Origin of the sequence: Marinicauda algicola (assembly GCF_017161425.1) — a bacterium.
Lineage (GTDB): Bacteria > Pseudomonadota > Alphaproteobacteria > Caulobacterales > Maricaulaceae > Marinicauda > Marinicauda algicola.
This window is the reverse complement of sequence record NZ_CP071057.1, coordinates 59,785-86,430: the sequence shown is the minus strand read 5'-3', so window position 1 is coordinate 86,430 and position 26,646 is coordinate 59,785. Positions and strand designations below refer to the sequence as shown.

Sequence of the window (26,646 nt, the reverse complement as noted above, 5' to 3'; positions counted from 1 at the left end):
CGGCGCGGCCTTTTTCTATTTGGAGATCCGCAGCTGGTTGATGTCGGCGGCGATCGCGGCGAAGGCGGCGGAGATGTCCATGCTCTCCACCTCGTAATAGGTCTGGGCCCGGCTTGCGCAGTTGCGCATCAGGTCGCGGTTGGTCTGGCCGGAGAGCTGGAAGGCGATGGTGTAGACCACCACGCCGTGGTCCTTCGCGTAGCTGCACGCCTCCAGCATGTTGTCGCGCGCGGTGCTGGCCGGGTAGAGCTCGTAGCGGCGCCAGCGCCCGCGCCGGCGCTCGGTGCGCGACTGGGCCGTGGCCGCACCGTCCGTCATCACCACCAGCACCTTGATCGTGTCCGGATCGTCATAGGCCGCAGGACGGTCGGCGAACTCGCCGGGCAGTGCGGCGCGCCAGCTCGGGTCGAGCGCGCGCGCGCCCCAGGCGGTGGCGACGTCGAGCCCGGTATTGCCGCTGGCGTCGAGTCCGGAGACCAGCGCCTGGAGCTCCGCCTTGTCGTTCTGCAGGAAGCTCGATTCCATGTGCATCTCCGGACAGTGGGAGGAGTGATTGTGTCCCAGCTGCGGATTGCCGTTCCATTCCAGCGGCGAGAGCGTGTCGAGATCGGCGTGCGGAATCACGACCGGATAGTCGGTGCCGTGATCGGGACAGCCCGAGGCGTTGAGCCCGCGGAACAGGCCGCGATTGACCGCGCCGGGAAGGCGCACGCCGCCATTGTAGGGGATGACGGAGACGCTGGTGCGGTCGGTCCGGTCGGTGTCGAGCACCACGTCGAGGAACTCGCTGGCCGCATCGCGCAGGGCCGCGATCTTGGACCCGCTCATCGAGCCGGAGACGTCGAGCACGAGCGAGATCTCGACATCGCGTACCTCCTCGAGCGCCTCGGAGGTGCGGAACACCGTCAGGTCGCCGATGCCCACGACGCCGAGCATGATGGTCTTCAGCGACACGCTCGCATCCGCGCTCACCGTGCGCGAGTTCAACGATGTCTGCGAGCGCACGGTGATGTCGAGGCTGTCGACGATCTCGCCGTGATCGGCGAGCGCGGCCTGCACGTAGGCGCGCACCACGGTCTCGGGATCGCGGTCCTGGGTCAGCGAGGCGGCGGCGAGCACGCCGGAATCGAGCGCCGCCTGGATCTCGGTGCCGATCATGACCGCGCGGGTATAGTCGAGCGCACCGCCGACCGCGGCGGTGAGCGGGGCGAGCATCAGGGCGAAACTGACCGCAACGTTGGCGGCGGTCTCGGAAAGGAACGCGCCGAACCGTCCCGCCGCGGCACGCACGCCACCGAGGCCGGACCGCGGGGTGCGATCCAAGTGCCTGATCTGGAAAGACTTCGTGCTGGCCATGGTGTCATCACCTTGTGAGAGCCTGTCCCACACGATGCACATCCTGTACCAGCCCGACTAAAAATTGCCTTAATTTACAATGGATTAACCATGAACAGGGCGTTAAGGCCCGCGCCGCCTCAGAACAACGCCTTCAGCGCGCGCGCGGCCTGGCGGATGCGCTGCTCGTTTTCCACCAGCGCCAGGCGCACATGGGTGTCGCCGCGTTCGCCGAAGCCGAGGCCCGGCGCGACGGCCACCCCGGTCTTCTCCAGCATCAGCTTGGCGAACTCCACCGAGCCGAGATCGCGGAAGCGTTCGGGAATCGGGGCCCAGGCGAACATGGTCGCGGGCGGGCTCGGCACCTCGAACCCGGCTCGGGCGAAGGTCTCCACCATGACGTCGCGGCGCGCCTTGTAGATCGCCCGCGCCTTCGCGACAGGGTCCTGCGGGCCGTCGAGCGCGGCGATGGCGGCGACCTGGACGGGGGTGAAGGCGCCGTAGTCGAGATAGGACTTCACGCGCTTGAGCGCATCGACCAGGCGCGCCGAGCCGGCCGCGAAGCCGATTCGCCAGCCGGCCATGGAATAGGTCTTCGACATGGAGGTGAACTCCACCGCCACGTCCTTCGCGCCCTTCACCTGCAGGATGGAGGGCGGCGGGGTGCCGTCGAAGTAGATCTCCGCGTAGGCGAGATCGGAAATGAGCACGAGATCGTTGGCCTTGGCGAGCTTCACGGCCTCCTCGTAGAAGCCGGGATCGACGACCCGCGCGGTGGGGTTGGAGGGAAAGTTCAGGACCAGGGCCGAGGGCGCGGGGATCGAGCGCCGGCAGGCGTGGGCGGCCTCGCGCAGGAAGGCCTCCGGGCTCTCGAAGGGGACCGGGCGCACCGCCGCGCCGGCGATGATGAAGCCGAACATGTGGATCGGATAGGAGGGATCGGGCACCAGGATGACGTCGCCCGGCGCGGTCACCGCCTGGGCGAGGTTGGCCAGGCCCTCCTTGGACCCCAGGGTGACGCACACCTCCCGGTCGGGATCGAGGCCGACCTCGAAGCGGCGCTCATAATAGCGCGCGAGCGCCTTCCTGAGCGCCGGGATGCCCTGGCTCGCCGAATAGCGGTGCGCGCGCGGATCGCCGGCGACCTCCTTCAGCTTGTCGATGACGTGCGCGGCCGGCGCCAGGTCGGGATTGCCCATGCCGAAATCGATGACGTCCCGGCCCTGCTTGCGAAGGGCGAGCTTCATCCGGTTCACCTCCGCGAAGACGTAGGGCGGCAGGCGGCGCTCGCGGTAGAAGGCGGTCTCGGTCATGGCTTGCTCCGGCATCGGACGACAAGCCTATCGGAGCGATGCGCGATGGCGTCAATGGGGCGGACGGATGGCGCGGTGGAGGCCGGCTCCCGATTCCGCCGAAATCCCGGCTCCGCCCTTAGTCTCGTGAGGGGATTCAGGCCCTCGCCTAGAACACCGCCCCCGGCGCCACAGCCGCCTTCAGCGCCTTCGAGCGCGCGCGATGATCGGGCATCAGCCCGTCGAGCAGGGCGTAGAAGCGGGGCCCGTGATTCATCTCGAGCAGATGGCACGCCTCGTGGGCGCAGACATAGTCGACGAGGGGTTCGGGATAGGCGACGAGCCGTGCGTTCATGCGAATCGAGCCGTCGGCCGAACAGCTGCCCCAGCGCCCGGAATTGACCCGCACGCTGACCGCGGGCGGTTTCAGGCCGAGAGCCTGGGCATAGCGCTCCAGCTTCGGGGCCATCAGGGCCAGCGCCTGCGCGCGGCGCCAGCGGTCGAGCGCGCGGCGCACGGTGGCCGAAGCCAGATCGCCGGCGAGCGCCCCGTCGATGCGCACGACGAGGATTTCATCCTCGATCGCGACGAGGCTGCGCGCGCGGTCATGGGCAATGACGTCGAGGACGAGTTCGCGCCCGAGATAGCCTATCCTCTCCCCGGACACCCCGAGCAGCGGCTGCGGGGACGGCCGCGCGGCCCACTTGTCGAGCTTTTCCAGGATCCAGCCCGACTTCTCGCGCAGCGCCGCCTCGGTCTCGGCGCGGCCCGCCCAGCGCGGCACGCTCACGCTGAGGCCCTGCGGCCCGACGCGGAAGCCGATCGTGCGCCGGCGCGCGGAGCGCTTGAGCGTGTAGGCGATGCTGCGTCCGGAGAGCTGGATGGTGCGAGTCGTCATGGCCGCCATCATACCGGGCGCCGGCCCGCCCCGGCAGGGGCGTTCGCATCGCGCGCCGGTCCGGAACGCATGCGCCCTTCACCGGTTCTACCCCCTGCCTGCGGTCTCGCACCGTGCCCGTCAGAGCGGAGAGGCACAAGACATGGCCAATGAAGTGAAAGGCATCATCGCCGGGCTGGTGGCGACCATCGTCCTGTCCACCCTGATGCTCATCAAGTCGGCGGCGGGCATGCTGCCGGACGTCGACGCCATCGAGATGCTGGCGGGGATCGCCGCCCGGGCCGGGCTGCCGGGAACCCCCATCGTGGGATGGATCCTGCACTTCCTGATCGGGGCGGTGGCCTGGGGCCTGCTGTTCGTGTGGATCGGCACGAAGCTGCCGGGCGCACGCGTGGTCCAGGGCGTCGAGTTCTCCATGCTCGCCTGGCTCGCCATGATGATCCTCGTCTTCCCGATCGCCGGCGCGGGCCTGTTCGGCGCGAATATCGGGCCGGCCGCGGCGATCGCGACGCTGGTACTCCACGTCATCTTCGGCGCGGTGCTGGGCTGGATGTACCAGACGCTGGAGACCCGCCAGGCCCCGCCGGCCTGAGGGCCGGCCGGCGCCGTACAGCCCGTGTTCCGTTCCGTCCGGAGGACCCCATGCCCCGTTCGCGCGCAACCGCGATAGCGCCCTACCTCAAGGGCATTGCCGCCGGCACGGCGGCCACGCTCGCCGTCTCCATCCTGATCGTCCTGAAGCGCTCGCTCGCCATTCCCGGCGCCGACCTGATCGCCGTGTTCGCCGAACTCGCCGGCGGGTTCGGTTTGCCCGAGACCCGCGCCGTGGCCTGGACCGCCCACATCCTCACCGGAACCCTCGCATGGGGGCTCGTCTTCGGCTTCGTCGCGCCCCGCTTCGCGGGCGATCCGGCGATCAAGGGCATTTTCGTGGGCGTGCTCATCTGGGTGGCGACCGTGTTCGTGATCTTCCCCCTGCTGGGCGCAGGCTTCGCGGGGCTGGGGACCGGCCAGACCACGCCGGCGGTGATGCTGGTCATGCATCTCGCCTATGGCAGCGTGCTCGGCGGCGCCTACGACCTCTTGCGGTTTCTCGAGCGCAGACGCGCGCCGGACACGGCAGCCCGCTGACACCGCGCTATTGACAATCGTTCGCAGTAAGGGCACATGCTCTTGAGAACGAGTTGCTTGAACACCGACTCGCCTCGAAGCCTTCGGCCCCCCGGCCCCGCGAGACTGCAAACGATGTATGTGTGCCTGTGCAACGCCCTGAAATGCCGTCAGTTCAAGGACGCCGCCAAGTCCGGCGCCCGGGACGTGCCGAGCGCTTTCAAGGCCTGCGGCGCCAAGCCGCGTTGCGGACGCTGCTTCGAGGAGGCCGCGCGCATGATCGCCGGCGTGCCCCAGCGCGATCCCTGCGCCGTCCCGGCCGAATAGCGCCTCAGCCCTCCTGCCGCTCCAGCGCCCGCTCTATCGCCTGCAGGCAGTAGCGGTGCGAGGTGTAGAACAGGTCGAAGATGTCGCCCAGGACCGGAATCGAGCCGGCGAGATAGTCGAGCAGCGTATAGCCGACGATCTTCGCCTTCACCCAGATCGACAGGCCGAGCTGGTGGGCGCTCGCCAGCATGATCAGCCCGCCCCCGATCGTGACGAGATCGCCCACGACCGGCACGAGGCCGATCACCGGGTCGAGTCCGAAGCGTATGCCCGCGATCTCGTAGCGCGCATCCAGCAGATAGCTCCACCGGCGCGCCCGCCGGAGCGCCGGATGCACCGCCTCGCCGGTCCCGGGCCGCGAAGACCCCGCACGCGCCATCATGCCCTCCCGGGGGCCGGCTTCGCGCCGGTCCCGCACACCCGAAGACGCGTCTCAATCTCAATCATGGCTTGATATTTTCCCATCTGCGGCCTTGGCCTTCACGGTCTTTGGCGTATGCTCCGGACCCTGTCACGAACCCGCTTGCAGGATGGAGTGAGCCCATGAAAGGCGATGCCGGCGTCATCGAGCACCTCAACAAGGCCCTCAAGCTCGAGCTGACCACCACCAACCAGTACTTCCTGCACGCCCGCATGTTCAAGGACTGGGGCTTCGCGCGCCTGGCCAAGATCGAGTACGAGGAATCCATCGACGAGATGAAGCACGCCGATGCGCTGATCGAGCGCATCCTGTTCCTGGAAGGCCTGCCCAACGTGCAGGATCTCGGCAAGGTGCTGATCGGGGAGGACCTCGTGGAGTGCCTGGAATGCGATCTCGAGGCGGAGCGGCGCGCCCACCCGATCTATCTCGAAGCCATCGCCTATTGCGAGGAGGTGCGCGACTATGTCTCGCGCGACCTGATGGAGCACATCCTCAAGGACGAGGAAGGCCATATCGACTTCCTCGAAACCGAGCTCGGCCTGATGGAGAAGGTTGGCAAGGAGCGCTACCTGCAGTCCCAGATCAAGGCGTGCGGCGACGACTAGCCGGCCATGCCTTCAAGAGGCTGCAACCCGTCATGGCCGGATTCGATCGCCATGACCTCCGGCGACCAGGTCTCGTCGAATGGACGGTCATTGCGCAAATGGCAGCGCGCATCGGCCATTCCGTTCTTGAAGTCGCTGAGCAGGCCGTAGCGTACGCCGCCGGTGCAGTTGACCCCGGCGGAGTGCAGCAGGCGCGAATGCCACAGGATCACCGTCCCGGGACCGCCGGTCACGCACACCGGCTCGATCTCGCGCTCGATCCGTGCGCACAGCGCGTCGAACCCCTCCGGTGTATGCGTGTGCGTCAGCCCGTAGGCGTGCGGGGCTATCAGGCGGTGGCTGCCCGGCCAGACCACGAAGGCTCCGTCTTCCGGCCCGGTTTCGTTGAGGTACATGACCGTACCGACCTGGAAGAAATGGGTGTCGCAATGCGCACGCACGCGGCACACCTCCCGCGGTTGGGAGAAGATCGGGTAGAGCCCGCGGAAGATCGGCATGAAGCGGGCCGGCTTGCCGTCCGGGGTCCGCGGAGAGATGAGAGACTTGACCGTCTCGCGCAAAGCTTCGTTGTTGACCGTGAGCGCGCGGATCGAGTGGAAAGCGCGCGCGCATTCGCGGTATTTCAGCCTTCCCTGGCGCTCGGCCATGGAGCGGGTAATGCAGGAGTCGGTGACCATGCCGGTCCAGCTCGTCGGGTCATCCGGCCTGAACGAGGGCGGGCAGAACTCCCAGACCAGCGCCATTGCCTGAGCGAGCAGGAACTCGTCGAGCTCGATTTCGACGGTGGTGTATCCGTCGCGAACAAACTGGCGCATCCTGTCAGCTGACAGCATTGTCTCGTTCCTCCCTATTCGCCCGACCTGCTTCGATCCGGCCCAGACGGTCCAGTACAGCGCGTTCGAACAGCGCCGCGAAATCGTGGGATCGGGCGGTGGCGATCATGTCGCGAAACGCGTTCCGATCCGCGGCCACGCGCTGGAAGGCGCGCACGGCGGCATCGTGGTCGGCCTCTCCTGAAGCGCCGGGACGTAGCGGGATCGTCAGGGCGTTCGAGGGGTTGGTGTATTCGGCGCTGCCACCGAGCTGAGTGGTGATCACCGTGGTTCCGGCACGCATGGCCTGTGCGATTGCCACGCCGAAGGTGTTCTCGCGATGCAGCGAGACGAACGCATCGGCGGTCGAGATCAGGCCCAGCGTCTCGGCGTGGGAGAGCGGCACGTCCCAGTACCAGATACGCGCATCGGCCCCGACGAGATCGGACAGGGTCCGGAACAGCCCGCGTGCCGCCGCCGCGTTCTGGAGAAGAATAACCATCTCGACATCGGGCCGGTCCGGGAAGGCGGCGCGGAAGGCTTCGATTGCCGCACCGGGATTCTGCCCCTGGAGCGAAGCGGCCGCATCCAGCACCGCCAGGAATACCGTTCGCTGTCCCATCAGCTGAAACCGGCTGCGTGGATATTGCGTCCCTTCGGGTCCGCGCACCGGAAGAGGCACGACATGGGCCGGCTTCGCGAGCTCGCCGAGCGCATCCAGAGCGAAGCGCGAAGGGACCCATATCTCGTCGATCCATTCGAGTCTCCGCTCGAGCTGGCGGCGCATGTCCGCAGCGTCCCCGCAGGCGTAGGCGATCACATGGTTGTCGCGCAGGAGCCCGGCGTCGACGGACGCCAGGACGTCCGAAGGCTCAGGAAGGAGAAAGAATACGAGAAGATCGCGCTCGATGCGGCACAGCCGCGGCTCCGCCGGGGCCGCAGGCGATACATGATCGGCTTCTCCCGGAAGGCGCTCGAGAGCCGCGGCGACATCGCGGCACGCCCAGTCGAGTGACGAATTGCCAGGACCTTCGCCGACAAAGCGTAACCGGCCAAAACGGCGTGCGCTGTTTCGATTCACGTCGCCTGCGCCTTCCGAAGCCCAGCGAGCGCACCGCTCACGCGGCGCTGACGCGTCGTTGTACGAGATTATACCGATTCCAGCGCAGTACGCCATTTCGGCGCTCGAGATGACCGGCTCGCCGCGCGTCACCTGTGCGCGCGACCTTGACGCTGACAATGATTGCGCTTGCACGCGGAATGAAGTGCGGCTAGGTCACGGCCCTCCAGTGTTACGATATAACGCCATCGGCTGAACCCTTCGAAAGGCCGTTGCCTCCGTGCATCCTGTATTTTTCGCAACCCTGTTCGGCCTCATCGCCGCGCTCGTCAGCCTCGGCGCGCTCGTCGCGGTGCGCTACGCGGCCGGCTTCACGCGCGCGCAGGCTCCGCTGTTCGCCGCCTTCGCGGCCGGGCTGCTGATCGCGATGTCGATCCTGCACCTCATCCCGGAAGCCTTCGCGATGACCGACCAGGCCGCGCTCCTGGTGCTGGCCGGCTTCGGGCTCGGCTTCCTGATGCAGCGCGGGATCGAGGCCTGGCCGGGCAATGGCCGCGCCGGGCTCGCGCTCGCGCTCGCCCCGGTCGTGGCCATCGCGCTGCATTCCACCGTCGACGGCCTGGTCTACGCAGTCACCTTCGCGGTCGATTTCTTCACCGGGCTCTCAGCGGTGCTCGGCCTGTCGCTGCACGAGTTTCCCGAGGCGGTGATCTGCTTCGTCCTGCTGCAGCGTGCCGGGCTGTCCGACCGGACCGCCTTCTTCGGTGCCTTCGCGGCGGCCGGGCTGACGACGCTGGTCTTCGCCGCCGGCGCCGCGCCGTTCGCGGCCGCGCTGTCGGACGCCCAGCTCGGCGGGGTGATGGCGGTGGTCGCCGGGCTGATCCTGCATGTGGGCGCCGCCCACATGCTGTCCCATGCCGGCGAGGCGGGCTGGATGAAGGGCACGCCGATGGTGGTGCTCGGCGCGATCGCGGCGATCGCGCTCACCCAGGTCAAGGCCGAGCTGAAGCACGCCGTCCCGCACACCGAGGGCGAGTCGGTCGGCTCGGAGCGCCCCTTGAACGGGACCTCTTCCGGCAGCATGTAAGGCGTCATGATCACGACCCTGCTTTCCGCCTTCGCCGCACTGGCGCTCCTCGGGGCCGAACCGGACCAGAGCCCGGCCTATCTCGACCTTGCCTGGTCCGATCTCCTGCCCGAGGGCGAAGCGGAGCGGATCGCGCGGCTGCAGCAGATGCAGGCCGTCCAGACCGGCTTCGACCATTTCGGCACCGAGCGGATGCCGCAGGTGGGCACCTTCAACACGGTCGAGGAGCTCGACGGCCGGCGGGTGCGCCTGCCGGGCTATGTCCTGCCCTTCGATTTCTCCGGTAACCGGGAGATCACCCGCTTCCTGCTGGTGCCCTATGTGGGCGCCTGCATCCACGTGCCCCCGCCCCCGCCCAACCAGCTCGTCTATGTCGAGACCGAGGAGCCGGTGCGCATCGAGGGCCTGTGGGACGCGGTCCATGTCGAGGGCGTGCTGCGCGCCGAGCGCCAGGACAACGATCTCGGCGATGCGGCCTATACGCTGGAGCTGATCGCGCTCACCCCCTACCGGCCCGGCGGCTAAGCCCCTATTTCTCTTCATGAACCGCAGATGAACGCGGCGGACACGCGCGCGCCGCACTCGCGGCGCAAATGCCGTGTTTCGGAAATAATCCCGCCCCAACGCGGTGCGAGCGTGTGAGCCTCGAACCGGTCGCGGCCTTTGATCCTCCCGTCGAATGCACCCGCGACTGCCGGTTCCGGGCCGGCGCGTTCCTCCCCAGTGCCGGTCCGGGGCCGGGCTTCATGATCGGCCGGCGCAATTGCACGGCTCTTGCGTCGACCGGTCCGGGGCTCGCCCCGATTGTCCCAGCGCGGCACACCTTTTCGCACTGAGGGGGGCGATCAGGCGCCAGCGCGGACGTCGGGGCGGGTCCCGCCCATAACCGCAGCCCAACTGACCGGCCGGTGACCATCCTCACCGGCCGGTTTTTTTGTGTCAGGTGCGCCGCGCCCGCCGGAACAGGAGGGTCTCGCTGCCGCGGAAGCGGGCCATTTGCGGTCCGGTGAAGCCGAGCTTCTGCGCGACGCGCACCGAGGCGGTGTTGCCCGGATCGATGATGCAGCAGGTCTCGCGCGCATCGAGGTTTGCATCCGCCCAGCCGAGCACGGCCCCGACCGCCTCGGTCGCCAGGCCCCGGCCGTGGAAGTCGGGATGCAGCGCCCAGCCAGCCTCGGGGATGGCCTCGATCGAGGGGCTCATCTCCCGCTTGAAGTCGGCAAGGCCCGCCTCGCCGGCAAAGCGCCCGGTCGCCTTGTCCTCGATCGCCAGATAGCCGTAGCCCAGGAGCGCCCAGAGCCCGGGATAGCGCAGCATGCGCATCCAGGCCTCCCCGCGCGGGGAGGGCTGGCCGCCGATATGGCGGACCACGTCCGGATTGGCCCACATGGCGGCGCTGGCCTCGAAATCCTCTGCGCGATGCAGGCGCAGGATCAGGCGTTCGGTTTCAAGACGCGGGGCGAGGTTCATGAACGCCGATCCTCTACGGGGCGGGGTTGACGGAAGGAGAAGACGAGAACCAGGGGCAGGATCCACGGGACCACCCGCTCGAACGGGTCGCCGGGGATCGCGGCGAGGCGGGCGAGCATGCCGGAGAGCCCGCCGCCGGCCGCTTCCGCGCCGATCTGGCCGTAGGTGTAGAACAGGACGGTGGTGGCGAAGCCCAGCACGATCGCGGCGAGGACCGCCCAGCCCTTCGGCGCGGCGTTCATCACGCGCGCGGCGATGACCGGCCCGAAGGCGGCCCCGAGCGCAGACCAGGAGAACAGCACCCGGTCGAAGATCGTCGCATCCACCGACAGGGTGAGCGCGACCGCGAACACGCAGATCGAGGCCATGACCACCCGGCTGATCATCACCTCGCGGCGCGGGAAGAGGCGGATGAGCTTCAGGTCGTGCGCGGCGGCCGCCGAGGCGGCGATGAGCAGGGAATCCACCGTCGACATGACCGCCGACAGGATCGCGGCGATGACGACGCCGGCGAGCACGGCGGGCAGCAGAAGGTTCGCCATCTCGTAGAACAGCGCCTCGGGATCGAAGATCTCGCCCAGCAGCGCGCGGCCCGACAGGGCGAGGAGCGCCATGCCGAAATAGACCAGCACCGCCCAGCTCATCGCGATGGTGAAGCCGGTGCGCCGGGCCTTCTCGTCCTTGACCGCCATCAGGCGCGCCATCAGGTGGGGCTGGCCGAACGTGCCGAGCCCGATCGCGGCCACCCCGAAGGCGAAGGCGAGGAAGGGCACGAAGCCGCGCTCCCCGGTGATGTCGAGATAGGCCGACGGCATGGTCTCGGACAGGGTCGCCCACATCTGGACCGGCCCGCCCGCCGCCACGAGCCCGGCGGCGGGCAGCAGCACCGCGATGAGCGCCATCATCGCGCCCTGCAGCGTGTCGGTCAGCGAGACCGCCCAGAACCCGCCGAGCAGGCCGTAGATGAGGATCACCACCGCGCCGAGCAGCACGCTCTCGGTATGCGGCAGGGCGAACTGGCTCTCGAAGGCGACCGCGGCCGCGCCGAACTGGGCGGCGATGTAGAACACGAAGGTGAACAGGACGAGCCCGCCGGCGAGGATGGCGATGAGAGCCCTCGTGGAAGGCCCGGCGCTGGCGGCCATGAAGTCGGTGACGGTGACGTAGTTGCGCTCCGCGGTCTCCGCGCGCAGGCGCGGGCCGAACCAGAGCCAGACCCCGACATAGCCCGCCCAGATGCCCGGCACCATCCACAGCGCCGAGACGCCGTAGACATAGACGAAGCCGGAAAACCCCAGAAGCACCCAAGCCGAACTCGTCGAGGCGGCGTAGGACAGGCCCGCCACCCAGGCGCCGAGCCCGCGCCCGCCGAGGAAGAAGTCGGATTCGTTCCTGTTGAGCCGGCTCGCCCAGACGCCGATGGCGATCAGCACGAGCTTGTAGAGGACGAGCGTGGCGATCACCACGCCGGTCGCCGGATCGCCTGCCTGCATGTCGGCCTCCCCTTCCCCGCTCCCGCGCACGGGAATTTCACCCATTCAAGCCGGGTTCGCCGCAGCGGAAAAGGGAAAGCTTTCAGGAGGCTGGGGGAAGAGCGGCGAACCTTTCCAAAATTTCATATCGTTTTTCGAACATTTCTTATTGAAAAACGATAATCACCCTGCTAGATAGATTTTCGAGACGAGGCGAACACCTCGCTCGCCGGCGCCGGAGCCCAGCGACAAGTCCGGGACAGGCGCCACGGTTGGTCGAATTGAGACAGCAAGGAGAAAGACAATGGTCAGGTCCAACAACAATGGCGGGTTCGCGGCGGCTGCGGTGATCAACATCGTCCTCGTCGCCAGCGTCTTCGCCGGGGTCGCGGCCTCCCTGTCCTCGATGATCGCGTGATCCCAGGACAGACGCGCCGCCCGGCGCAGCCCGCCCCCTCGCGCTGAGCCCGTCCGTTCCCCCCCTTCCGGACGGGCTCAGTCGCGTCCGGAGACGGCGTCCAGCCGCGCGGCCAGGGCTTCGAAGCCGGCCGACCGCGCAAGGTTCGCGGCCGTCCTGGCGTCGTCCGCGGCGCGCCCCGGCTCCGCCCCGGCCCGAAGCAGCGCCTCCACCATGTCCTCCAGCCCGTGCGCGCTCGCGCTCATCAGCGCGGTGAAGCCGCCCGCCTGCACCGCGTCGGGCTGCGCGCCGGCGTCGAGCAGGACCGCGACCGCCTCGGCCCGGCGCGATGCGGCGGCCGAGTGGATCGGCGCCATGCCGGCCGGGTGGCGCGCCTTCGCGTCGACATCCGCTCCGCGCGCGATCAGCACCCGCATAGCCCCGACGTGCGCGTAGAAGGCGGCCAGGTGCAGCGGTTGGAAGCCGTCCGCGCTCCAGGCCGAGACCGCGCCGGGCGTATCGTCGAGATGGCGGCCCAGCACCTCGGCGCGTCCGAGCGCGGCGAGCTCGTGCACATCGAGCCCTCCGACCCGCGCGGCAATCGTCTCGGCGATCGCGCCCCGGCCCCGGTACAGCGCGAAGAGCACGGCCGAGACCCCGCTCTCGTGGCGGGCTTCGGCCAGACCCGGGGCTTCTGCGAGCAGATCCGAAACCCGCCCGCGCTCATCCGCCGCGATCGCATCGAAAAAAGCCTGTTGCGTCATCACCGCGCCTTCCTTATTTTCGTTAGTCTAACTAACTATCACAAGGCGGGGCTGACCGGAAGTGAAAGCCCGCAACGCCGGCGGGGCGGGAGAGGCCGGACCGGCGCAGGACCCGCGCCAGCCGCCGGGAGGCCCTGCCACGGCCGGTCCGCGCGTTACAGGTGCCGTGCAAGGCTGCGGGCATGACGAGGAGCGGAGTGCAGATGCGATGAACCAGACCGACCCGGACGCCGATGAGATCGCCGCGCGGTTGCACTCGGCCGCGATTCACCTGTTGCGCCGGCTGCGCCGGGAGGACGATGCGAGCGGGCTCTCCGCACCGCAGCTCTCCGCCCTGTCGGTCGTCGTCCATGCCGGTCCGCTCACACTCGCCGAGCTCGCCGGCGCCGAGCAGGTGCGCCCGGCCAGCATGTCTGCGACGGTCTCCGCCCTCCTCGAGGCCGGACTCGTCGCGCGCTCGCAAGCCGAGACGGATCGCCGGGCCGTGTCGATCGCGGCCACGGCGCAGGGCCGGGCCCTGCTCGAGGAGGGCCGGCGCCGGCGCACGCGCGTACTGGCCGAGGAAATCGAAATGCTTGGCTGGAGCGGGCAGCGCCGACTTGCCGAGGTCCTGCCGGTGCTCGAACGCCTGGCCCGGGGGCCGGGTTAGAGCGCGATCCTCAGCGTCAGGCAGACGCCCTTGGCATCGCAGGTCCAGTCCGGCTCGGCGCCGATCTGGCCCGCGAGCGCCTCGATCAGCTTGATGCCGGTGCCGGTATCGGACGAGGCGGGATCGTCCTCGCCCGGCAGGCCCGGCCCGTCGTCGGCGAGGGTGACGGTGACATGCCCGTCCTGGCGCTCGAGCCTCAGGCAGATCGTGCCGCCGCGGTCGCGGAACGCGTACTTGAAGGAATTTGTTACGAACTCGTTGACGATGAGCCCGAGCGGGGTCGCCTTGTCGACCGCGAACTCGACCGCCTCGACCTCGATGTCCGAGTTCACCGCATGCTCGGTGTCCTCCTGCATGTGCACGAGATTTTCCAGCAACTCGCGCAGATAGGCGCCGAGATCGACCCGGTCGATGCCGCCGGTCTCGTAGAGGCGCTGATGGACGAGGCGCAGCGTGTCCACCCGGTCGCCGACGAGGCGCAGTTCCGCGCGCGCCGCATCGGACCCGGTCGCGCGCTGGCGCAGGCGGATGAGCGCGGCGATGGTGGCGATATTGTTCTTCACCCGGTGCTGCAGCTCGCTCATCAGCTTCTGGTTCCGCTCCAGCGCTTCGCGCAGCGAGGGGGCTTTGTGCAGCCGGTCGATGACGGGCCCGAGGATCGTGCCGCAGGTGCGCAGGAACTGGATGTCGTCCCCGTCGAACTCGCGCGGGCGCGTGTCGTCGACCTGCAAGAGGCCGAACGGCTCGCCGCCGGGCAGGAAGATCGGCACGTTGACGAGCGCGACGACGCCGGCCTCCTTCATGAACTCGGGAAACTCGAAGCGCTCCTCCTCGTGGATGTTCTGCGTGACCAGCGGTTCGCCCTGCTTGATCGCGTAGGTCTCCGAGGACCGGTCGCAGAGCTGCAGGCGGGCATTGCCGACGATGCCGTCCGGCCAGCCGATCCCGGCCGTGACGAGCGCCGTGCCGCCAGAGTTCTCGATCTCGATGACCTTGGCGAGCGGGGTGTCGAGCACCTGCGAGATCAGCCGGCAGACCTCGGTCAGGACCTCCTGCAGGTCGTCGGAGCGCAGCGAGAACTCGCCGAAATCGGCAAGCATGCGCTGGCGCTTCATCATGTCGTCGCGGTTCGGCAAACCCGCCCCTTTCCGTTCACGGCCACCCGTGCAGAGTAACGCATGCACAGGCGGCGTCTTGCACCCGGAAGGGCCGAAACCGCTAACCCTCCGCCCTCCAGACGATTTCTCCGCCGACGACCGTCATCACCGGGCGCGCATCGGCGAGTTCATCGTCGGGTACGCTCATCAGGTCGCGGTCGAAGATGGAGAAGTCGGCGAGCTTGCCCAGCGCGATCGTGCCAAGCTCGTCCTCGCGGAAACTGGCATACGCCGGCCACAGCGTGAACATCTTCAGCGCCTCGGCCCGGCCGACCGCCTGCTCGGGATGCCAGCCCTCGCCGGCATAGCCTTCCAGATCGCGGCGCACGGTTGCGGCGTAGAACTCGATGCGCGCCTCGCCGCGCTCGACGGGGGCGTCCGAGCCGCCCGCGATCACCGCGCCCTCGTCGATCAGCGCGCGCCAGGCATAGGCGCCCTGGAGCCGGTCCATCCCGAGCCGGTCGGGCGCGAAATGCAGGTCGCCGATGGCGTGGGAGGGCTGCATGGAGGCGATGACGCCGAGTTCGGCGAAGCGGGCGATGTCTGCCGGATCGAGGATCTGGGCGTGCTCGATGCGCCAGCGCGGCTCGGCGACAGCGCGCTGTTCGGGCGGCACCGCGGCGAAGGCCGCCTCCATCCAGTCGAGCACCAGCCGGTTGCCCCGGTCGCCGATGGCGTGGACGGCGAGCTGCACCCCGTCGGCGAGCGCGGCCTCCATCAGCGCCAGCGCATCGGCCTCCTCTACGAGGACGAGGCCGCGCGAGCCCGGCGCATCGTGATAGGGCTCGATCAGGGCGGCGCCGCGCGAGCCGAGCGCGCCGTCCGCATAGAGCTTGACCGCGCGCGCGATCACCGGGTCGGCCGGGCCGTACCGGTCCAGACTGGCGGCGACGGCGTCGTAGTCGGTGGCGTTGGCCGAGACGTAATTCCTGACCTTCAGGCGGCCCTCGCCGGCCAGCTGCTCCATGATCGGGACATTGGCATAGTCCACGCTCATGTCGTGCACCCCGGTCCAGCCGTAGGAGGCCATGACCTCGGACCCCAGCGCCAGGAGTTCGGCGCGCTCGGCCGGCCCCGGTGCCTGGATGAGCGCCTCGACCGGGTTCATCGCGGTGTCGACCAGCATGCCCGTCGGCTCGCCGTCCGGGCCTTTCAGGATTTCCCCGCCCTCGGGATCGGGCGTGTCCGCCGTGATGCCGGCCGCCTCGAGCGCGGCGGAATTGGCGACGAGGGCATGGCCGTCGGCGCGCACCAGGATCACCGGACGGTCGGGCACGACGGCGTCGAGATCCTCCCGGGTCGGGAAGCGGCCCTCGGGCCAGTGCGTCTCGATCCAGCCGCGCCCGGCGACGACGCCCTCGGTGCCTTCCGCCGCCGCGGCGACGCGCGCGCGCAGCTCCGCGATCGAGGCGACGCCTTCCAGGTTGAGCGAGCGCTCGCGCTGGCCGATGCCCATCAGGTGGGCATGGGCGTCGGTGAAGCCGGGAAACATCGCCGCGCCGGCAAGATCGATCTCGACGGTCTCCCCGCCCACGAAGGCCGCACCCTCCTCGGAGGACCCGACGAAGACGATGCGGCCCTCGTCGACCGCGACGAACTCGACGGTGGGAAGCGCCTCGACCCCGGTATGGATCGGCCCGCCGAAGAAGACGGAATCGGCCGGGGTGACGGCGGGAGCCTCATCGCCCTCGCCGCAGGCCATGAGTGTCAGCGCCGAGGCGCCGAGGACGAGCGTGCGCAGCATGGAAGGCCTCCCCCGTATCGTGAGCCGGCGGCAAGGCTAGCGCGCGGGGGCGCAAAAGAAAACGCCCGCCGGTCAGGGGCGGGCGTCGTCTTCGTCGGGACGGACGTTGAAAGGGCGTGGCCTAGGCCGCGGCTTCGCCGGCCTTCTTCAGCTCGCGCTTGATCTTCAGCGCGGCCGGGGAGAGGACCTCGTTGCGCGCCTTCAGCAGGAAGGCGTCCAGGCCGCCGGCATGGTCGACGCTGCGCAGCGCCTTGGCGGCGACGCGCAGGCGGAAGGAGCGGCCAAGGGCTTCCGAAGCGAGGGTCACCTCGCACAGATTCGGCAGGAAGCGGCGCTTCGTCTTGTTGTTGGCGTGGGAGACGTTGTTCCCCGAAACCGGGCCGGTCCCGGTCAGTTCGCAGCGGCGCGTCATGGCTTCGATCCTGTATCGGTCATTTCGAAACTTGAAACGCGCCGCGAGAACGGGCTCACGGCGCGGGAGCGGGCGTGTTACCGGAGCCGGTGATTGCAGTCAAGCACGCGGCGTTCATCTTGCAGCCAGCATCGCACATGTCCCATATGGAATAGCGTGACCGCAAACAAGGAATTGATGGGTCCATGATCGCACCGCTTGCAGGCGCCGCCCTTCTCGCCGCCGCCGCACTGTCCGCCCCGGATGCCGATGGCAGCGACGGCGCGGCCCCGGCGCTCGACCGCGTGCCCGAACGCATCGTGCTGAGCTATACCGGTTCGGTCTGGGTCCTTCCGGTGGCCGAGATCGGGGTCAGCGCGGTCTATCCCACCGGCACCTACTCCGCCTCGGCGACCTTCCAGAGCGCCGGGCTCGCGCGCTGGTTCGACGACACCAATATCGAGGCGGGCGTGACCGGCTACCGTGCCGGCTCGGCGCTGCAGCCCTGGCGCTACAGCCATGTCAATCACGCCAGCGAGAAGGGCCGCACGGTCGGGATCGACTTTCCCGAGGCGGTCGCGACGCCCGACATCGACCCGCCCTTCGGCTCGATGGGCGAACCACCCGCGAGCGAGGAAGAGCGCCTGGGCGCGATCGACCCGATCAGCGCGCTGCTGGGGATGACGCTGGGCATGCCGGTCGGGCGCGAGGGCGTGTGCAACGGACGCCTGCCCGTCTTCGACGGCAAGGCGCGCTACGACCTGCGCTTCGAGCAGGCCGGCACCGAAAACGTGCGCACCCGCGCCTGGCGCGGCGAGGCCATGGTCTGCAACGCCTTCCTGGAGCCGGTCTCCGGCTACGATCCCGGCGACCGGCCGACCGAGGAAGAGACCGCCCGCCCGGTGACCATCTATCTCGCCGACATCGACGGCCATTACCTGCCCGTCCGCTTCCAGGCCGACACGCAGATCGGCAAGATCAATATCCAGGCGACGCGAATCGAAGTCGAATAAAGCTGCGTCCGAACCGGGGGCAGGTGCAGCGACCGGCTTATATTCGGGGCGGGCGAACCTATCTTTGGGCAAACCAAAGGGAGGCCCGCCGATGGCCCGCCTCGATGCCGCGCCGGGCGAGATCACAGCCGTCCTCGGCCCGACAAACACCGGCAAGACCCACCTCGCGCTGACGCGCATGATGGCTCGCGCCTCCGGCGTGATCGGCCTGCCCCTGCGCCTGCTCGCGCGCGAGATCTACGACAAGGTGGTCAAGGTGAAGGGGGAGCGCGCCGTCGCGCTCGTCACCGGGGAAGAGAAGATCGTCCCGGCGAATGCGCGCTATTTCGTGTGCACGGTCGAGGCGATGCCCATGGACATGCGCCCCGCCTTCGTCGCCATCGACGAGATCCAGCTCTGCGCCGATCCCGAACGCGGCCACATCTTCACCGACCGGCTCCTGCACGCGCGCGGCAGCGAGGAGACGATGTTCCTCGGCGCGGCGACGATGGCCCCGATGATCAGGCGCCTCGTGCCCGAGGCGCGCATCGACTATCGCGAGCGCTTCTCCGAACTCTCCTATGCCGGCGCGAAGAAGCTCGGCAAGCTGCCGCGGCGTTCGGCCATCGTCGCCTTCTCCGCCGAGGACGTCTATTCGATCGCCGAGCTGATCCGGCGCCAGAGGGGCGGGGCGGCCGTGGTGATGGGCGCGCTGTCCCCGCGCACCCGCAACGCGCAGGTCGAGCTCTACCAGTCCGGCGAGGTCGACTACCTGATCGCCACCGACGCGATCGGCATGGGCCTCAACATGGACGTCGATCACGTCGCCTTCGCGAGCTACACCAAGTTCGACGGCCGCCGCCGCCGGCGCCTCCATCCCCACGAGATCGGCCAGATCGCCGGGCGTGCCGGGCGCTTCCGGTCCGACGGCACGTTCGGGGAGACCGCCGATGCGCGCCCGCTCGATCCGGAAATCGTGGAGAAGGTGGTCAATCACGATTTCGACCCCGTCACGCGGCTCACCTGGCGCAATACCGATCTCGACCTCTCCAATCTCGAGGCGCTGAGGAATTCGCTGAACCGGCCGACGCCCGACCCGGCCCTGCAGCGCGTGGAGACCGCGAGCGACGAGCAGGTGCTCGAGATCCTCGCGCGCGATCCCGACATTCGCGAGCGGGTGCGCTCGCAAAGGACCCTCGCCCGGCTGTGGGACGTCTGCCGCATGCCGGACTTCCGCAAGGTGACGATCGACGAGCACGCGCGTCTGGTCGGGCGGGTCTTCCACTATCTCACCAGCGCGGAGGGCCATCTGCCCGACAGCTGGCTGGAAGCCCAGCTCGAGCGCGTCGCCAAGACCCACGGCGACGTGGATGCGCTCTCCCAGCGCCTCGCCCACGTGCGCACCTGGTCCTATGCCGCCAACCGGCCGGACTGGACGCGGGATTCCGAGTACTGGCGCGCCCGCACGCGCGAGGTGGAGGACCAGCTCTCCGACGCGCTGCACGAGCGCCTGATGGGCCGCTTCATCGACAAGCGCACGAGCGCGCTGATGAAGGGGCTGCGCGAGAAGGATTCCCTGCAATCCGGGCTCGACCACACCGGCGAGGTCACGGTGGAGGGCCATTATGTCGGCCGCCTGACGGGTCTGTCCTTCCGGCCGGACCATTCCGGCGGCCCGCTCGCCCAGCGCGCCGTCGCGCAGGCCGCGATCCGCGCCGTGCGCCCGGAGGTCAACCGCCGGCTCGGGGCGCTGGTGCGTGCCGGCGACGAGACCCTGTGCCTGTGCGAGGCCGGCACGATCGAATGGCAGGGCGAACCCGTCGGCCGGCTCGCGCCTTCGTCCGACGTCTATGCCCCGGCCGTGACGCTGATCGGCGGCGAGCTCGGCGCCGGCGAGGCGCAGGCCCGCGCCGAGCGCCGGCTGGAACGTTTCGCCGCACGCGAGGCGGAAAGCGTGCTCGCCCCGCTGCTGGCACTGCGCCGGGAAATCGGCGCGGACGGGGCGATCCAGGGTCTCGCCCGCGGCATCGCCTACCGGCTCGTGGAGGGCTCCGGCGCGGTGGCGCGCAGCGCGCTCGCGGCCGATATCGAGCAGCTCTCGGTCAAGGAGCGCCGCCAGCTGAGGAAGGCCGGCGTGCGCATCGGCGAGCATGCCGTCTTCCTGCCGGCCCTCGTCAAGCCGAGGCCCGCCCGGCTCTCCTCGCTGCTGAAGGCGGTGGCGCGCGGGCGTCCCGAGGACGCGCTGATTGCGGCGCCGGGGCGCATGTCGATCCCGGTCGAACCCGAGCGCGGCGCGGCGGACTATGCCGCCGCCGGCTTCCAGCCCTGCGGCGAGATCGCGGTGCGCCTGGATATCCTGGAACGCCTCGCCGACCTCATCCGCGAGGCGCGCTCGGGCCATGACCGCCATCATTTTGCGATCACCCACGCGATGACCAGCCTGCTCGGCTGCTCGGTCGAGGAATTGCGCGGCGTGCTGAGGTCGCTGGGCTACAAGCGCGTGCAGAAGGGCGCCGATCCGGCCAAGGCCGAAGGCGAGCTGTGGGGCGGGCGCGCGAAGGCGAGGACGCGGGCGCGAACCGCGCCGCAGGCTCCGGCCCCGGTCCCCGACAACCCGTTCGCCAAGCTGGCCGAACTCGATCTCGACCGGCCCGCGCCGGCCGGGCGCGCGGTGAAGCCGCGCACCCCGAAGACGGCAGCGAAGCCCAGGCACGCGCATGGGGGCGGGCCGGCCGGCGAGGCGGGCGCAGCGCCGTCCGGCGCGCCTGCCGGCCAGGCCAAGCCGTCGCGGCGCCGGCGCCGCGGGCGCGGCGCGAAGGCGAAGCCGGCATGAACGCGCTGGCTTCCGGCCAGGCCCCTGACCGCCAGCGCGCCGATCTCTGGCTGTTCCGCGCGCGCCTGTTCAAGTCGCGCTCGACCGCCGCGCGCTTCATCGAGGCCGGCGGCGTGCGCATCGAGCGCGCCGGGCAGGTGCGCCGCCTGGAACGGGCCAGCGCCGGGGTGATGACCGGCGACGTGCTGGTCTTCGTGCGCGGCGCGGACCCGGTGCAGGTGCGCGTGCTGAGTCTGGGTGAGCGCCGGGGTCCCGCTGCGGAGGCCAGGGCGCTATATGAGCGCCTCGACCGGATCGAGACGCCGCCGCCCGAGGAGGGATGACCATGTTCGACGCGCTCCAGCGCCTGTTCACCGCCAGCGAGGATCGCGAGTCCGCCGCGCGCGGGATGAAACCGGCGACCGCCGCCGCGGCGCTGATGGTGGAGGCCGCCCTCGCCGACGGGGTCTTCGCCCGCGAGGAATCCGAACAGATCGTGCGCCTTCTCCGGCGCGGCTTCGATCTGGACGAGGACGCGGCGCGCGCCACCCTGCAGACGGCCGAGGGCCTGGTCAGCCGCGCGGTCGACCACCACCAGTTCACGCGCGTGGTCAAGGACCTGCCCAAGGAGGAGCGCCTGCAGGTGATGGAGGACCTCTGGGCGGTCGTGCTCTCCGACGAGGAGCGCACTCACGAGGAGGACTCCCTGCTGCGCCGGCTCGGCCCCCTGCTCGCCATCACCGACCGCGAGCGCGCCGAGGCAAGACAGCGCGCCGAAGCCCGGCGGCATTGACAAAGCGGGCGCGAGACCGCATCTCCCGCCCCGCCGCCTGTCATCTCCAAGACCTCGAGGACCGATCCGGCCGATGACCTACATCGTCACCGATGCCTGCATTCGCTGCAAATTCACCGACTGCGTGGAAGTCTGCCCCGTGGACTGCTTCTACGAGGGCGAGAACATGCTCGTCATCCATCCCGACGAGTGCATCGATTGCGGCGTGTGCGAACCGGAATGCCCGGTCGAGGCGATCAAGCCGGACACCGAGGACGACCCTGACGGCAAGTGGCTGGCGCTCAACTCGAAATACGCCGAGGTCTGGCCGAACATCACGGTCAAGAAGGATCCGCCGCCGGATTACCAGAAGTTCGAGACCGAGACCGGCAAGCTGGAGAAGTACTTCTCTCCGGAGCCCCCAAAGGACTGATTAACCAAGCCTTTACGCTTCCGCGAGCGCGAAGATCGCCTTCGCGCACGCAGCATTTGAATTTTTGTCAGTATTGTGATACCTTTACCGCCTTCAAACCCGCATGTGCGGACCCTGAGACGGACCTGCTCTTGATCTGACAGCTCTTCACGCCGCTCCACTTTCAGCTTTCAAAGGCCGGGGCGGGAAGCAGCTGCTTTTGCGTGACCAGACACGAGCACCAGAGCCGCGACGGGATGGACGAGAGGGTGTCTATGACCAAGAAAACTGCCAACGATAACGTGAAGTTCAAGAAGGGCGACTACATCGTCTATCCGGCCCACGGCGTGGGCCGCGTGATCGGCGTCGAGAAGGAAACCGTCGCCGGCTTCGACATCGAGGTCTATGTGGTCTCCTTCGAGCAGGACAAGATGACCCTGCGCGTTCCCACCGCGAAGGCGGTGGCCTCCGGCATGCGCCCGCTCGCCAGCGAGACGGTGCTGAAGGACGCACTCAAGACCCTGACCGGCAAGGCCAAGGTCAAGCGCACCATGTGGAGCCGCCGGGCCCAGGAATACGAAGCCAAGATCAATTCGGGCGACCTGATCTCGATCGCCGAGGTCGTGCGCGATCTCTACCGCGCCGAGGACCAGCCCGAGCCCTCCTACTCCGAACGCCAGCTCTACGAGAGCGCGCTCGACCGCATGGCCCGCGAGGTCGCCGCGGTGGAGAAGGTCGACCGCGAGAAGGCGATGGAAATGCTCGCCGAGACGCTGTCCACCAAGAAGGCCGCGTAACGGCGCAAACCTCGGCCAAATGCAGACGTACGAACCGGGCGCGGAGGCTTTCCGCGCCCGGTTTCGTTTCGTCCGGCGCTCGCCGCTCTGAATAAAGTCCGCAGGACGGTGAACCGGGCGTGCCGAACGCGCGTAATGAGGATCGACACCAGCCCGGAACCACGGAGCGAATGCCATGGCCGCCGCCTCCTCCCGCCGCTCGATCGATCCCGACCGCCACTTCCTGCGCACCGCGATGGACGCCCCGCTGCTCGAACGCGAGGAGGAGCACGATCTCGCCGTCGCCTGGAAGGAGAAGGGCGACGAGGAGGCCCTGCACCGGCTGACCACCGCCTACATGCGCCTCGTCATCGCGATGGCCGCGAAGTTCAAGCATTACGGCCTGCCCTTCCCCGACCTCGTCTCGGAAGGCAATATCGGGCTGATGCAGGCCGCCGCCCGCTTCGAGCCCGAGCGCGAGGTGCGCTTTTCCACTTATGCCAGCTGGTGGATCCGCTCCTCCATCCAGGACTACGTGCTGAGAAACTGGTCGATCGTGCGCACCGGCACGACCTCGGCGCAGAAATCGCTGTTCTTCAATCTTCGCCGCCTGCGCGCCCTCATCAACGACGTCTCCTCCGGCGCGCTGACGCCGGAGAACCGCGCCTATGTCGCCCAGGCTCTCAGGGTCGGCGAGGACGATGTCGAGCAGATGGCCGCGCGCCTGGCCGCCGTCGACCGCTCGCTGAACGCCCCCTTCACCGAGGACGGCGAGGGCGAGTGGCAGGATCTCCTGGCCGCGGACTCCCCGACGCCGGAGGACAGCGTCATGGCCGAGCACGACGGCAGCAAGCGCACCAAGTGGCTCGGCGAGGCGATGGCCACGCTCACCGCGCGCGAGCAGCTCATCATCCGCGAACGCCGGCTCGCCGAGGAGGCGGTGACGCTGGAGAAACTCGGCGAACGCCTCGGCATCTCCAAGGAGCGCGTGCGCCAGATCGAGCACCAGGCGCTGGGAAAGCTGAAGAAGGCGCTCACCGAGGCGGTCGGCGACCCGCAGGCGGCCGGGCTGATCCCGGCGGAGTGAGCCGGATCAGTCGCCGAGGACCTCTATCGCTTCGGGATGGTCGATGGCCATCATCGGACCGTTCTCGCGGTAGAGCCAGCCGCGCACCCGGATCGTGCGCCCCTCCAGGCCGGCGAGATCGATCCCCTCGAAGCGCTCGAGCGCGTCCTCGCGGATCGAGACCGTGAAGTCGGTGCGCCAGTCGAGCCCGAAATTGATGTAGAGCCGTCCCGAACGGGCCGAGCCGACATCGATCACCCGTCCTTCCACGATCTGGAAGCTGTCGAGCACCTGGGCGAGCGCGTTCGGATCGGGGGCGCGCACGGCGAACGCCCCGCTGCCCCAGCCGCCTTCGCGCGCCTCCCGCGCCTGCTGCTCGAGCGCGAGCAGCGCGCCGGCGCGCGCCCGGTTGTCGGCCCGGCTCGCGACGACGAGCAGGCCCTCCGACACCATCACGCCCTGGATCCAGACCCGGCCGCCGGGCGCCGCGTACTCGGCATGAACCGGCGCACGCCCGTAGCGGTCGCGCTCCGCTCCCGTGAAGACGAGCTCCACCTGCCCCCCGGCTTCCTCGAGCAGGGCCGCCAGGCGGGCTTGCGCGAGCGCGGCGACCGATTCGTCGGCCGCCGCGTTCACCTCCGCGAGCCGGACCTCGAGCGGTCCGCCCTCGCCGTCCACCACGAATCCGACCGGACTTCGCACCGGCCCCGGCACGCCGTGCGATGAGGGATGATCGGGAGCATTGGAGGCGCCGCACGCGAGCAAAAACAAGAAAAACAGCGAGCCGACTATACGGCGGATGAACATGTCGCCGAACGACCTAAATTGCTTAAATGTACTCGTTAGGTCGCATCCAGATGCGGACTGTTTATCTCTATATTGACATTTGTCATAAGATAAATTCTTGTCGTGAAATATTTTTGTAACAGGATTGAAGTCTTTCAATTCCCGCTCGCTTCCCTTATGGTCCGCCCATCCACTCGCTTGGGGCTGCATCCTCGTGCCGGGCAACCGGCAGGGGCTCGTGCGGCCTTGCAGGCGTTCGCGCGACACAAGGAAGGACAGGGCGATCATGAAGGAGACTCCCGTCTTGAAGAGCAGCGACCCGGCCGGGGCGAACCAGCATTATGGCGACAATCCCATCGAGGTGCGCGATACCGACCATTACAAGCAGGAATATGTCCGCGGCTTCGTGGAGAAGTGGGACGAGCTGATCGACTGGGATGCGCGCGCCCAGAGCGAAGGCCAGTTCTTCATCGATCTCCTGCGCGAGCGTGGCAAGCGCCAGGTGCTCGATGCGGCGACCGGCACGGGCTTCCACTCGGTCCAGCTGCTGAAGGCCGGCTTCCAGGTGACCAGCTGCGACGGCTCGGCCGAGATGCTGGCCAAGGCGTTCGAGAACGGGCGCAAGCGCGGGCTGATCCTGAATACCGTGCACGCCGACTGGCGCTGGCTGAACCGCGATCTCGCCGGCAAGTACGACGCCATCGTGTGCCTGGGAAATTCCTTCACCCACCTGCACGAGGAGCGCGACCGCCGGCGCACGCTGGCCGAATTCTACGCCGCGCTGAAGCATGACGGCATCCTGATCCTCGACCAGCGCAATTACGACCAGATCCTCGATCGCGGCTTCTCGTCCAAGCACAAGTACTACTATTGCGGCGACCAGGTCACCGCCGCGCCCGAATATGTCGACGAGTCGCTGGCGCGCTTCCGCTACGACTTCCCGGACGGCTCGACCTATCACCTCAACATGTTCCCGCTGAGGAAGGCCTACACGACCAACCTCATGATGGAGGTCGGCTTCACCAGCGTGAAGACGTACGGCGATTTCCAGGAGAACAACGACGATGCGGACTTCTTCATCCACGTCGCGGAGAAATCCTATGACGGCTGACTATCGCGAAGCCGCCCGGACCGCGCAGGACTATTACGACAGCGCCGACGCCGACGCCTTCTACGCCGCGGTCTGGGGCGGAGAGGACATCCATGTCGGGCTCTACGAGGACCCGGCCGAGGACATCAAGGAGGCGAGCGCGCGCACCGTGCGCGAGATGGCCGCGCGCCTGCCGAAGCTCACCGAGGACATGGGCGTGCTCGACATCGGGGCCGGCTATGGCGGGGCGGCGCGCTATCTGGCGAAGACCTTCGGCGTGCACGTGACCTGCCTCAACCTGTCGGGCAAGGAGAATGCGAGGAACCGCACGCTCAACGAGGAGCAGGGCCTGGTCGACAAGATCGAGGTCGTGCACGGCTCGTTCGAGGACATCCCCTTCCCCGAGGCGCTCTTCGACGTGGTGTGGAGCCAGGACGCGATCCTGCATTCGGGCGCGCGCGAGCGCGTCGTCCACGAGGTCGCCCGCGTGCTCAAGCCCGGCGGGCATTTCATCTTCACCGACCCCATGCAGGCCGACGGGGCGGACGACGAGACCGCCCTGCAGCCGATCTACGAACGCATCCACCTGCCCGATCTCGGCTCGATCGGCTTCTATCGCGCCGTGGCGAAGAAGGCCGGGCTGGAAGAGGTCGAGATCACCGACCTCACCCATCAGCTGCGCAATCACTACAACCGGGTGCGCGAGGTGCTGATCGAGAAGCGCGACACGCTGAAGGGCCAGATCTCGCAAGACTATATCGACCGGATGATCAGGGGCCTGAAGCACTGGGTCGACGGCGCCGACGCCGGCCAGCTCAGCTGGGCGATCATGCACTTCAGGAAGCCGGACCGGGCGAAAGCCGTGTAGCGGACGCGCCACTCGGCGGGAAAATCGAGCCCCGGAGCGGACGCTCCGGGGCTCCTTTCTTCAGTCCCGACAAGCCTGTCG

General features: G+C 68.6%; 29 protein-coding genes. 16 read left to right on the top strand and 13 right to left on the bottom strand.

Going from position 1 to position 26,646, the window contains the following annotated elements:
• Positions 1–15 precede the first annotated feature (15 nt).
• The 3 genes from JW792_RS00465 to JW792_RS00455 form a co-directional block, all read right to left on the bottom strand.
• Positions 16–1,356, bottom strand: a complete 1,341-nt coding sequence (locus JW792_RS00465) for a TadE/TadG family type IV pilus assembly protein (RefSeq protein WP_135994604.1) — start codon at positions 1,354–1,356, stop codon at positions 16–18.
• A 119-nt stretch (positions 1,357–1,475) separates the two neighbouring features.
• A complete protein-coding gene (locus JW792_RS00460; RefSeq protein WP_135994605.1) occupies positions 1,476–2,648 on the bottom strand; it encodes an LL-diaminopimelate aminotransferase in 1,173 nt (390 codons plus the stop codon).
• Between the two features lie 148 nt (positions 2,649–2,796).
• A complete protein-coding gene (locus JW792_RS00455) occupies positions 2,797–3,525 on the bottom strand; it encodes a M48 family metallopeptidase (RefSeq protein WP_158291517.1) in 729 nt (242 codons plus the stop codon).
• A 142-nt stretch (positions 3,526–3,667) separates the two neighbouring features.
• On the opposite strand from JW792_RS00455, the gene JW792_RS00450 reads away from it, so the two are divergent.
• The 3 genes from JW792_RS00450 to JW792_RS00440 all read left to right on the top strand — a co-directional run bounded on the left by JW792_RS00450 (position 3,668) and on the right by JW792_RS00440 (position 4,962).
• Entirely contained in the window at positions 3,668–4,117 is a 450-nt protein-coding gene (locus JW792_RS00450; RefSeq protein WP_135994607.1) for a DUF6789 family protein, read from the top strand.
• Positions 4,118–4,167: 50 nt separating this feature from the next.
• Positions 4,168–4,656 (top strand): DUF6789 family protein, encoded by a 489-nt coding sequence (locus JW792_RS00445; protein WP_135994608.1) that lies wholly within the window; start codon positions 4,168–4,170, stop codon positions 4,654–4,656.
• Between the two features lie 114 nt (positions 4,657–4,770).
• Positions 4,771–4,962 (top strand): (2Fe-2S)-binding protein, encoded by a 192-nt coding sequence (locus tag JW792_RS00440; RefSeq protein WP_135994609.1) that lies wholly within the window; start codon positions 4,771–4,773, stop codon positions 4,960–4,962.
• Positions 4,963–4,966: 4 nt separating this feature from the next.
• Here the strand turns inward: JW792_RS00440 and JW792_RS00435 are convergent, their stop codons facing one another.
• Positions 4,967–5,344: a DUF4112 domain-containing protein gene (locus tag JW792_RS00435; RefSeq protein ID WP_135994610.1), complete on the bottom strand. Its 378-nt coding sequence runs from the start codon at positions 5,342–5,344 to the stop codon at positions 4,967–4,969.
• Positions 5,345–5,505: 161 nt separating this feature from the next.
• On the opposite strand from JW792_RS00435, the gene bfr reads away from it, so the two are divergent.
• Positions 5,506–5,988, top strand: a complete 483-nt coding sequence (gene bfr, locus JW792_RS00430) for a bacterioferritin (protein WP_135994611.1) — start codon at positions 5,506–5,508, stop codon at positions 5,986–5,988.
• On the opposite strand, the gene JW792_RS00425 is transcribed toward bfr, so the two are convergent.
• Together JW792_RS00425 and JW792_RS00420 are read right to left on the bottom strand one after the other, a co-directional pair.
• On the bottom strand, positions 5,985–6,803 hold the full coding sequence (locus tag JW792_RS00425; RefSeq protein ID WP_206340868.1) for a phytanoyl-CoA dioxygenase family protein: 819 nt from the start codon (positions 6,801–6,803) through the stop codon (positions 5,985–5,987). The two genes, bfr and JW792_RS00425, sit on opposite strands and share 4 nt — an antisense overlap.
• A 4-nt stretch (positions 6,804–6,807) precedes the next feature.
• Positions 6,808–7,881, bottom strand: a complete 1,074-nt coding sequence (locus tag JW792_RS00420) for a glycosyltransferase (RefSeq protein WP_158291518.1) — start codon at positions 7,879–7,881, stop codon at positions 6,808–6,810.
• Positions 7,882–8,140: 259 nt separating this feature from the next.
• On the opposite strand from JW792_RS00420, the gene JW792_RS00415 reads away from it, so the two are divergent.
• Positions 8,141–8,947, top strand: a complete 807-nt coding sequence (locus JW792_RS00415) for a ZIP family metal transporter (RefSeq protein ID WP_135994614.1) — start codon at positions 8,141–8,143, stop codon at positions 8,945–8,947.
• A 6-nt stretch (positions 8,948–8,953) separates the two neighbouring features.
• A complete protein-coding gene (locus tag JW792_RS00410) occupies positions 8,954–9,472 on the top strand; it encodes a DUF3299 domain-containing protein (protein ID WP_135994615.1) in 519 nt (172 codons plus the stop codon).
• Positions 9,473–9,886: 414 nt separating this feature from the next.
• On the opposite strand, the gene JW792_RS00405 is transcribed toward JW792_RS00410, so the two are convergent.
• The 3 genes from JW792_RS00405 to JW792_RS00395 all read right to left on the bottom strand — a co-directional run bounded on the left by JW792_RS00405 (position 9,887) and on the right by JW792_RS00395 (position 13,050).
• A complete protein-coding gene (locus JW792_RS00405; RefSeq protein ID WP_135994616.1) occupies positions 9,887–10,417 on the bottom strand; it encodes a GNAT family N-acetyltransferase in 531 nt (176 codons plus the stop codon).
• Positions 10,414–11,955, bottom strand: a complete 1,542-nt coding sequence (locus JW792_RS00400) for a sodium/proline symporter (RefSeq protein ID WP_241095012.1) — start codon at positions 11,953–11,955, stop codon at positions 10,414–10,416. Before JW792_RS00400 ends, JW792_RS00405 begins: the two co-directional genes overlap by 4 nt.
• Before the next feature lie 429 nt (positions 11,956–12,384).
• On the bottom strand, positions 12,385–13,050 hold the full coding sequence (locus tag JW792_RS00395) for an ankyrin repeat domain-containing protein (RefSeq protein WP_135994617.1): 666 nt from the start codon (positions 13,048–13,050) through the stop codon (positions 12,385–12,387).
• A 208-nt stretch (positions 13,051–13,258) separates the two neighbouring features.
• Here JW792_RS00395 and JW792_RS00390 point away from each other — a divergent pair, with 208 nt between their 5' ends.
• A complete protein-coding gene (locus JW792_RS00390; protein ID WP_135994618.1) occupies positions 13,259–13,699 on the top strand; it encodes a MarR family winged helix-turn-helix transcriptional regulator in 441 nt (146 codons plus the stop codon).
• Here JW792_RS00390 and JW792_RS00385 read toward each other — a convergent pair.
• The 3 genes from JW792_RS00385 to rpmB all read right to left on the bottom strand — a co-directional run bounded on the left by JW792_RS00385 (position 13,696) and on the right by rpmB (position 17,012).
• Positions 13,696–14,835, bottom strand: coding sequence for a sensor histidine kinase (locus tag JW792_RS00385; protein WP_135994619.1), 1,140 nt, complete (start codon positions 14,833–14,835; stop codon positions 13,696–13,698). The two genes, JW792_RS00390 and JW792_RS00385, sit on opposite strands and share 4 nt — an antisense overlap.
• Before the next feature lie 82 nt (positions 14,836–14,917).
• The gene (locus tag JW792_RS00380) at positions 14,918–16,600 is read right to left on the bottom strand and encodes an amidohydrolase (protein WP_135994620.1); all 1,683 of its coding nucleotides are present in this window, start codon (positions 16,598–16,600) and stop codon (positions 14,918–14,920) included.
• A gap of 121 nt (positions 16,601–16,721) precedes the next feature.
• Complete coding sequence (rpmB, locus tag JW792_RS00375) at positions 16,722–17,012, bottom strand: 50S ribosomal protein L28 (RefSeq protein WP_135994621.1); 291 nt, start codon at positions 17,010–17,012, stop codon at positions 16,722–16,724.
• Between the two features lie 185 nt (positions 17,013–17,197).
• Here rpmB and JW792_RS00370 point away from each other — a divergent pair, with 185 nt between their 5' ends.
• From JW792_RS00370 to JW792_RS00340, 7 genes are all read left to right on the top strand, one after another.
• Positions 17,198–18,004, top strand: coding sequence for a DUF3108 domain-containing protein (locus JW792_RS00370; RefSeq protein WP_135994622.1), 807 nt, complete (start codon positions 17,198–17,200; stop codon positions 18,002–18,004).
• A 91-nt stretch (positions 18,005–18,095) separates the two neighbouring features.
• The gene (locus JW792_RS00365; RefSeq protein ID WP_135994623.1) at positions 18,096–20,816 is read left to right on the top strand and encodes a helicase-related protein; all 2,721 of its coding nucleotides are present in this window, start codon (positions 18,096–18,098) and stop codon (positions 20,814–20,816) included.
• Positions 20,813–21,139, top strand: coding sequence for a S4 domain-containing protein (locus JW792_RS00360; RefSeq protein ID WP_135994624.1), 327 nt, complete (start codon positions 20,813–20,815; stop codon positions 21,137–21,139). The genes JW792_RS00365 and JW792_RS00360 overlap by 4 nt, the downstream gene beginning before the upstream one ends.
• Before the next feature lie 2 nt (positions 21,140–21,141).
• The gene (locus JW792_RS00355) at positions 21,142–21,588 is read left to right on the top strand and encodes a tellurite resistance TerB family protein (protein WP_158291519.1); all 447 of its coding nucleotides are present in this window, start codon (positions 21,142–21,144) and stop codon (positions 21,586–21,588) included.
• Positions 21,589–21,661: 73 nt separating this feature from the next.
• A complete protein-coding gene (fdxA, locus tag JW792_RS00350) occupies positions 21,662–22,000 on the top strand; it encodes a ferredoxin FdxA (RefSeq protein WP_135994626.1) in 339 nt (112 codons plus the stop codon).
• 254 nt (positions 22,001–22,254) lie between these two features.
• Positions 22,255–22,776, top strand: coding sequence for a CarD family transcriptional regulator (locus tag JW792_RS00345; RefSeq protein WP_135994627.1), 522 nt, complete (start codon positions 22,255–22,257; stop codon positions 22,774–22,776).
• Positions 22,777–22,951: 175 nt separating this feature from the next.
• Positions 22,952–23,842 carry an RNA polymerase factor sigma-32 gene (locus JW792_RS00340; protein ID WP_135994628.1) on the top strand — a complete coding sequence of 297 codons (891 nt, stop codon included), beginning with the start codon at positions 22,952–22,954 and terminating at the stop codon, positions 23,840–23,842.
• Positions 23,843–23,848: 6 nt separating this feature from the next.
• Here the strand turns inward: JW792_RS00340 and JW792_RS00335 are convergent, their stop codons facing one another.
• On the bottom strand, positions 23,849–24,523 hold the full coding sequence (locus JW792_RS00335) for a thermonuclease family protein (RefSeq protein ID WP_135994629.1): 675 nt from the start codon (positions 24,521–24,523) through the stop codon (positions 23,849–23,851).
• A 370-nt stretch (positions 24,524–24,893) separates the two neighbouring features.
• Between JW792_RS00335 and JW792_RS00330 the strand changes: the two genes are divergently transcribed.
• Both JW792_RS00330 and JW792_RS00325 read left to right on the top strand, forming a co-directional pair.
• Positions 24,894–25,718, top strand: coding sequence for a glycine/sarcosine N-methyltransferase (locus tag JW792_RS00330; RefSeq protein ID WP_135994630.1), 825 nt, complete (start codon positions 24,894–24,896; stop codon positions 25,716–25,718).
• The gene (locus tag JW792_RS00325) at positions 25,708–26,565 is read left to right on the top strand and encodes an SAM-dependent methyltransferase (protein ID WP_135994631.1); all 858 of its coding nucleotides are present in this window, start codon (positions 25,708–25,710) and stop codon (positions 26,563–26,565) included. Before JW792_RS00330 ends, JW792_RS00325 begins: the two co-directional genes overlap by 11 nt.
• Positions 26,566–26,646: the final 81 nt, after the last annotated feature.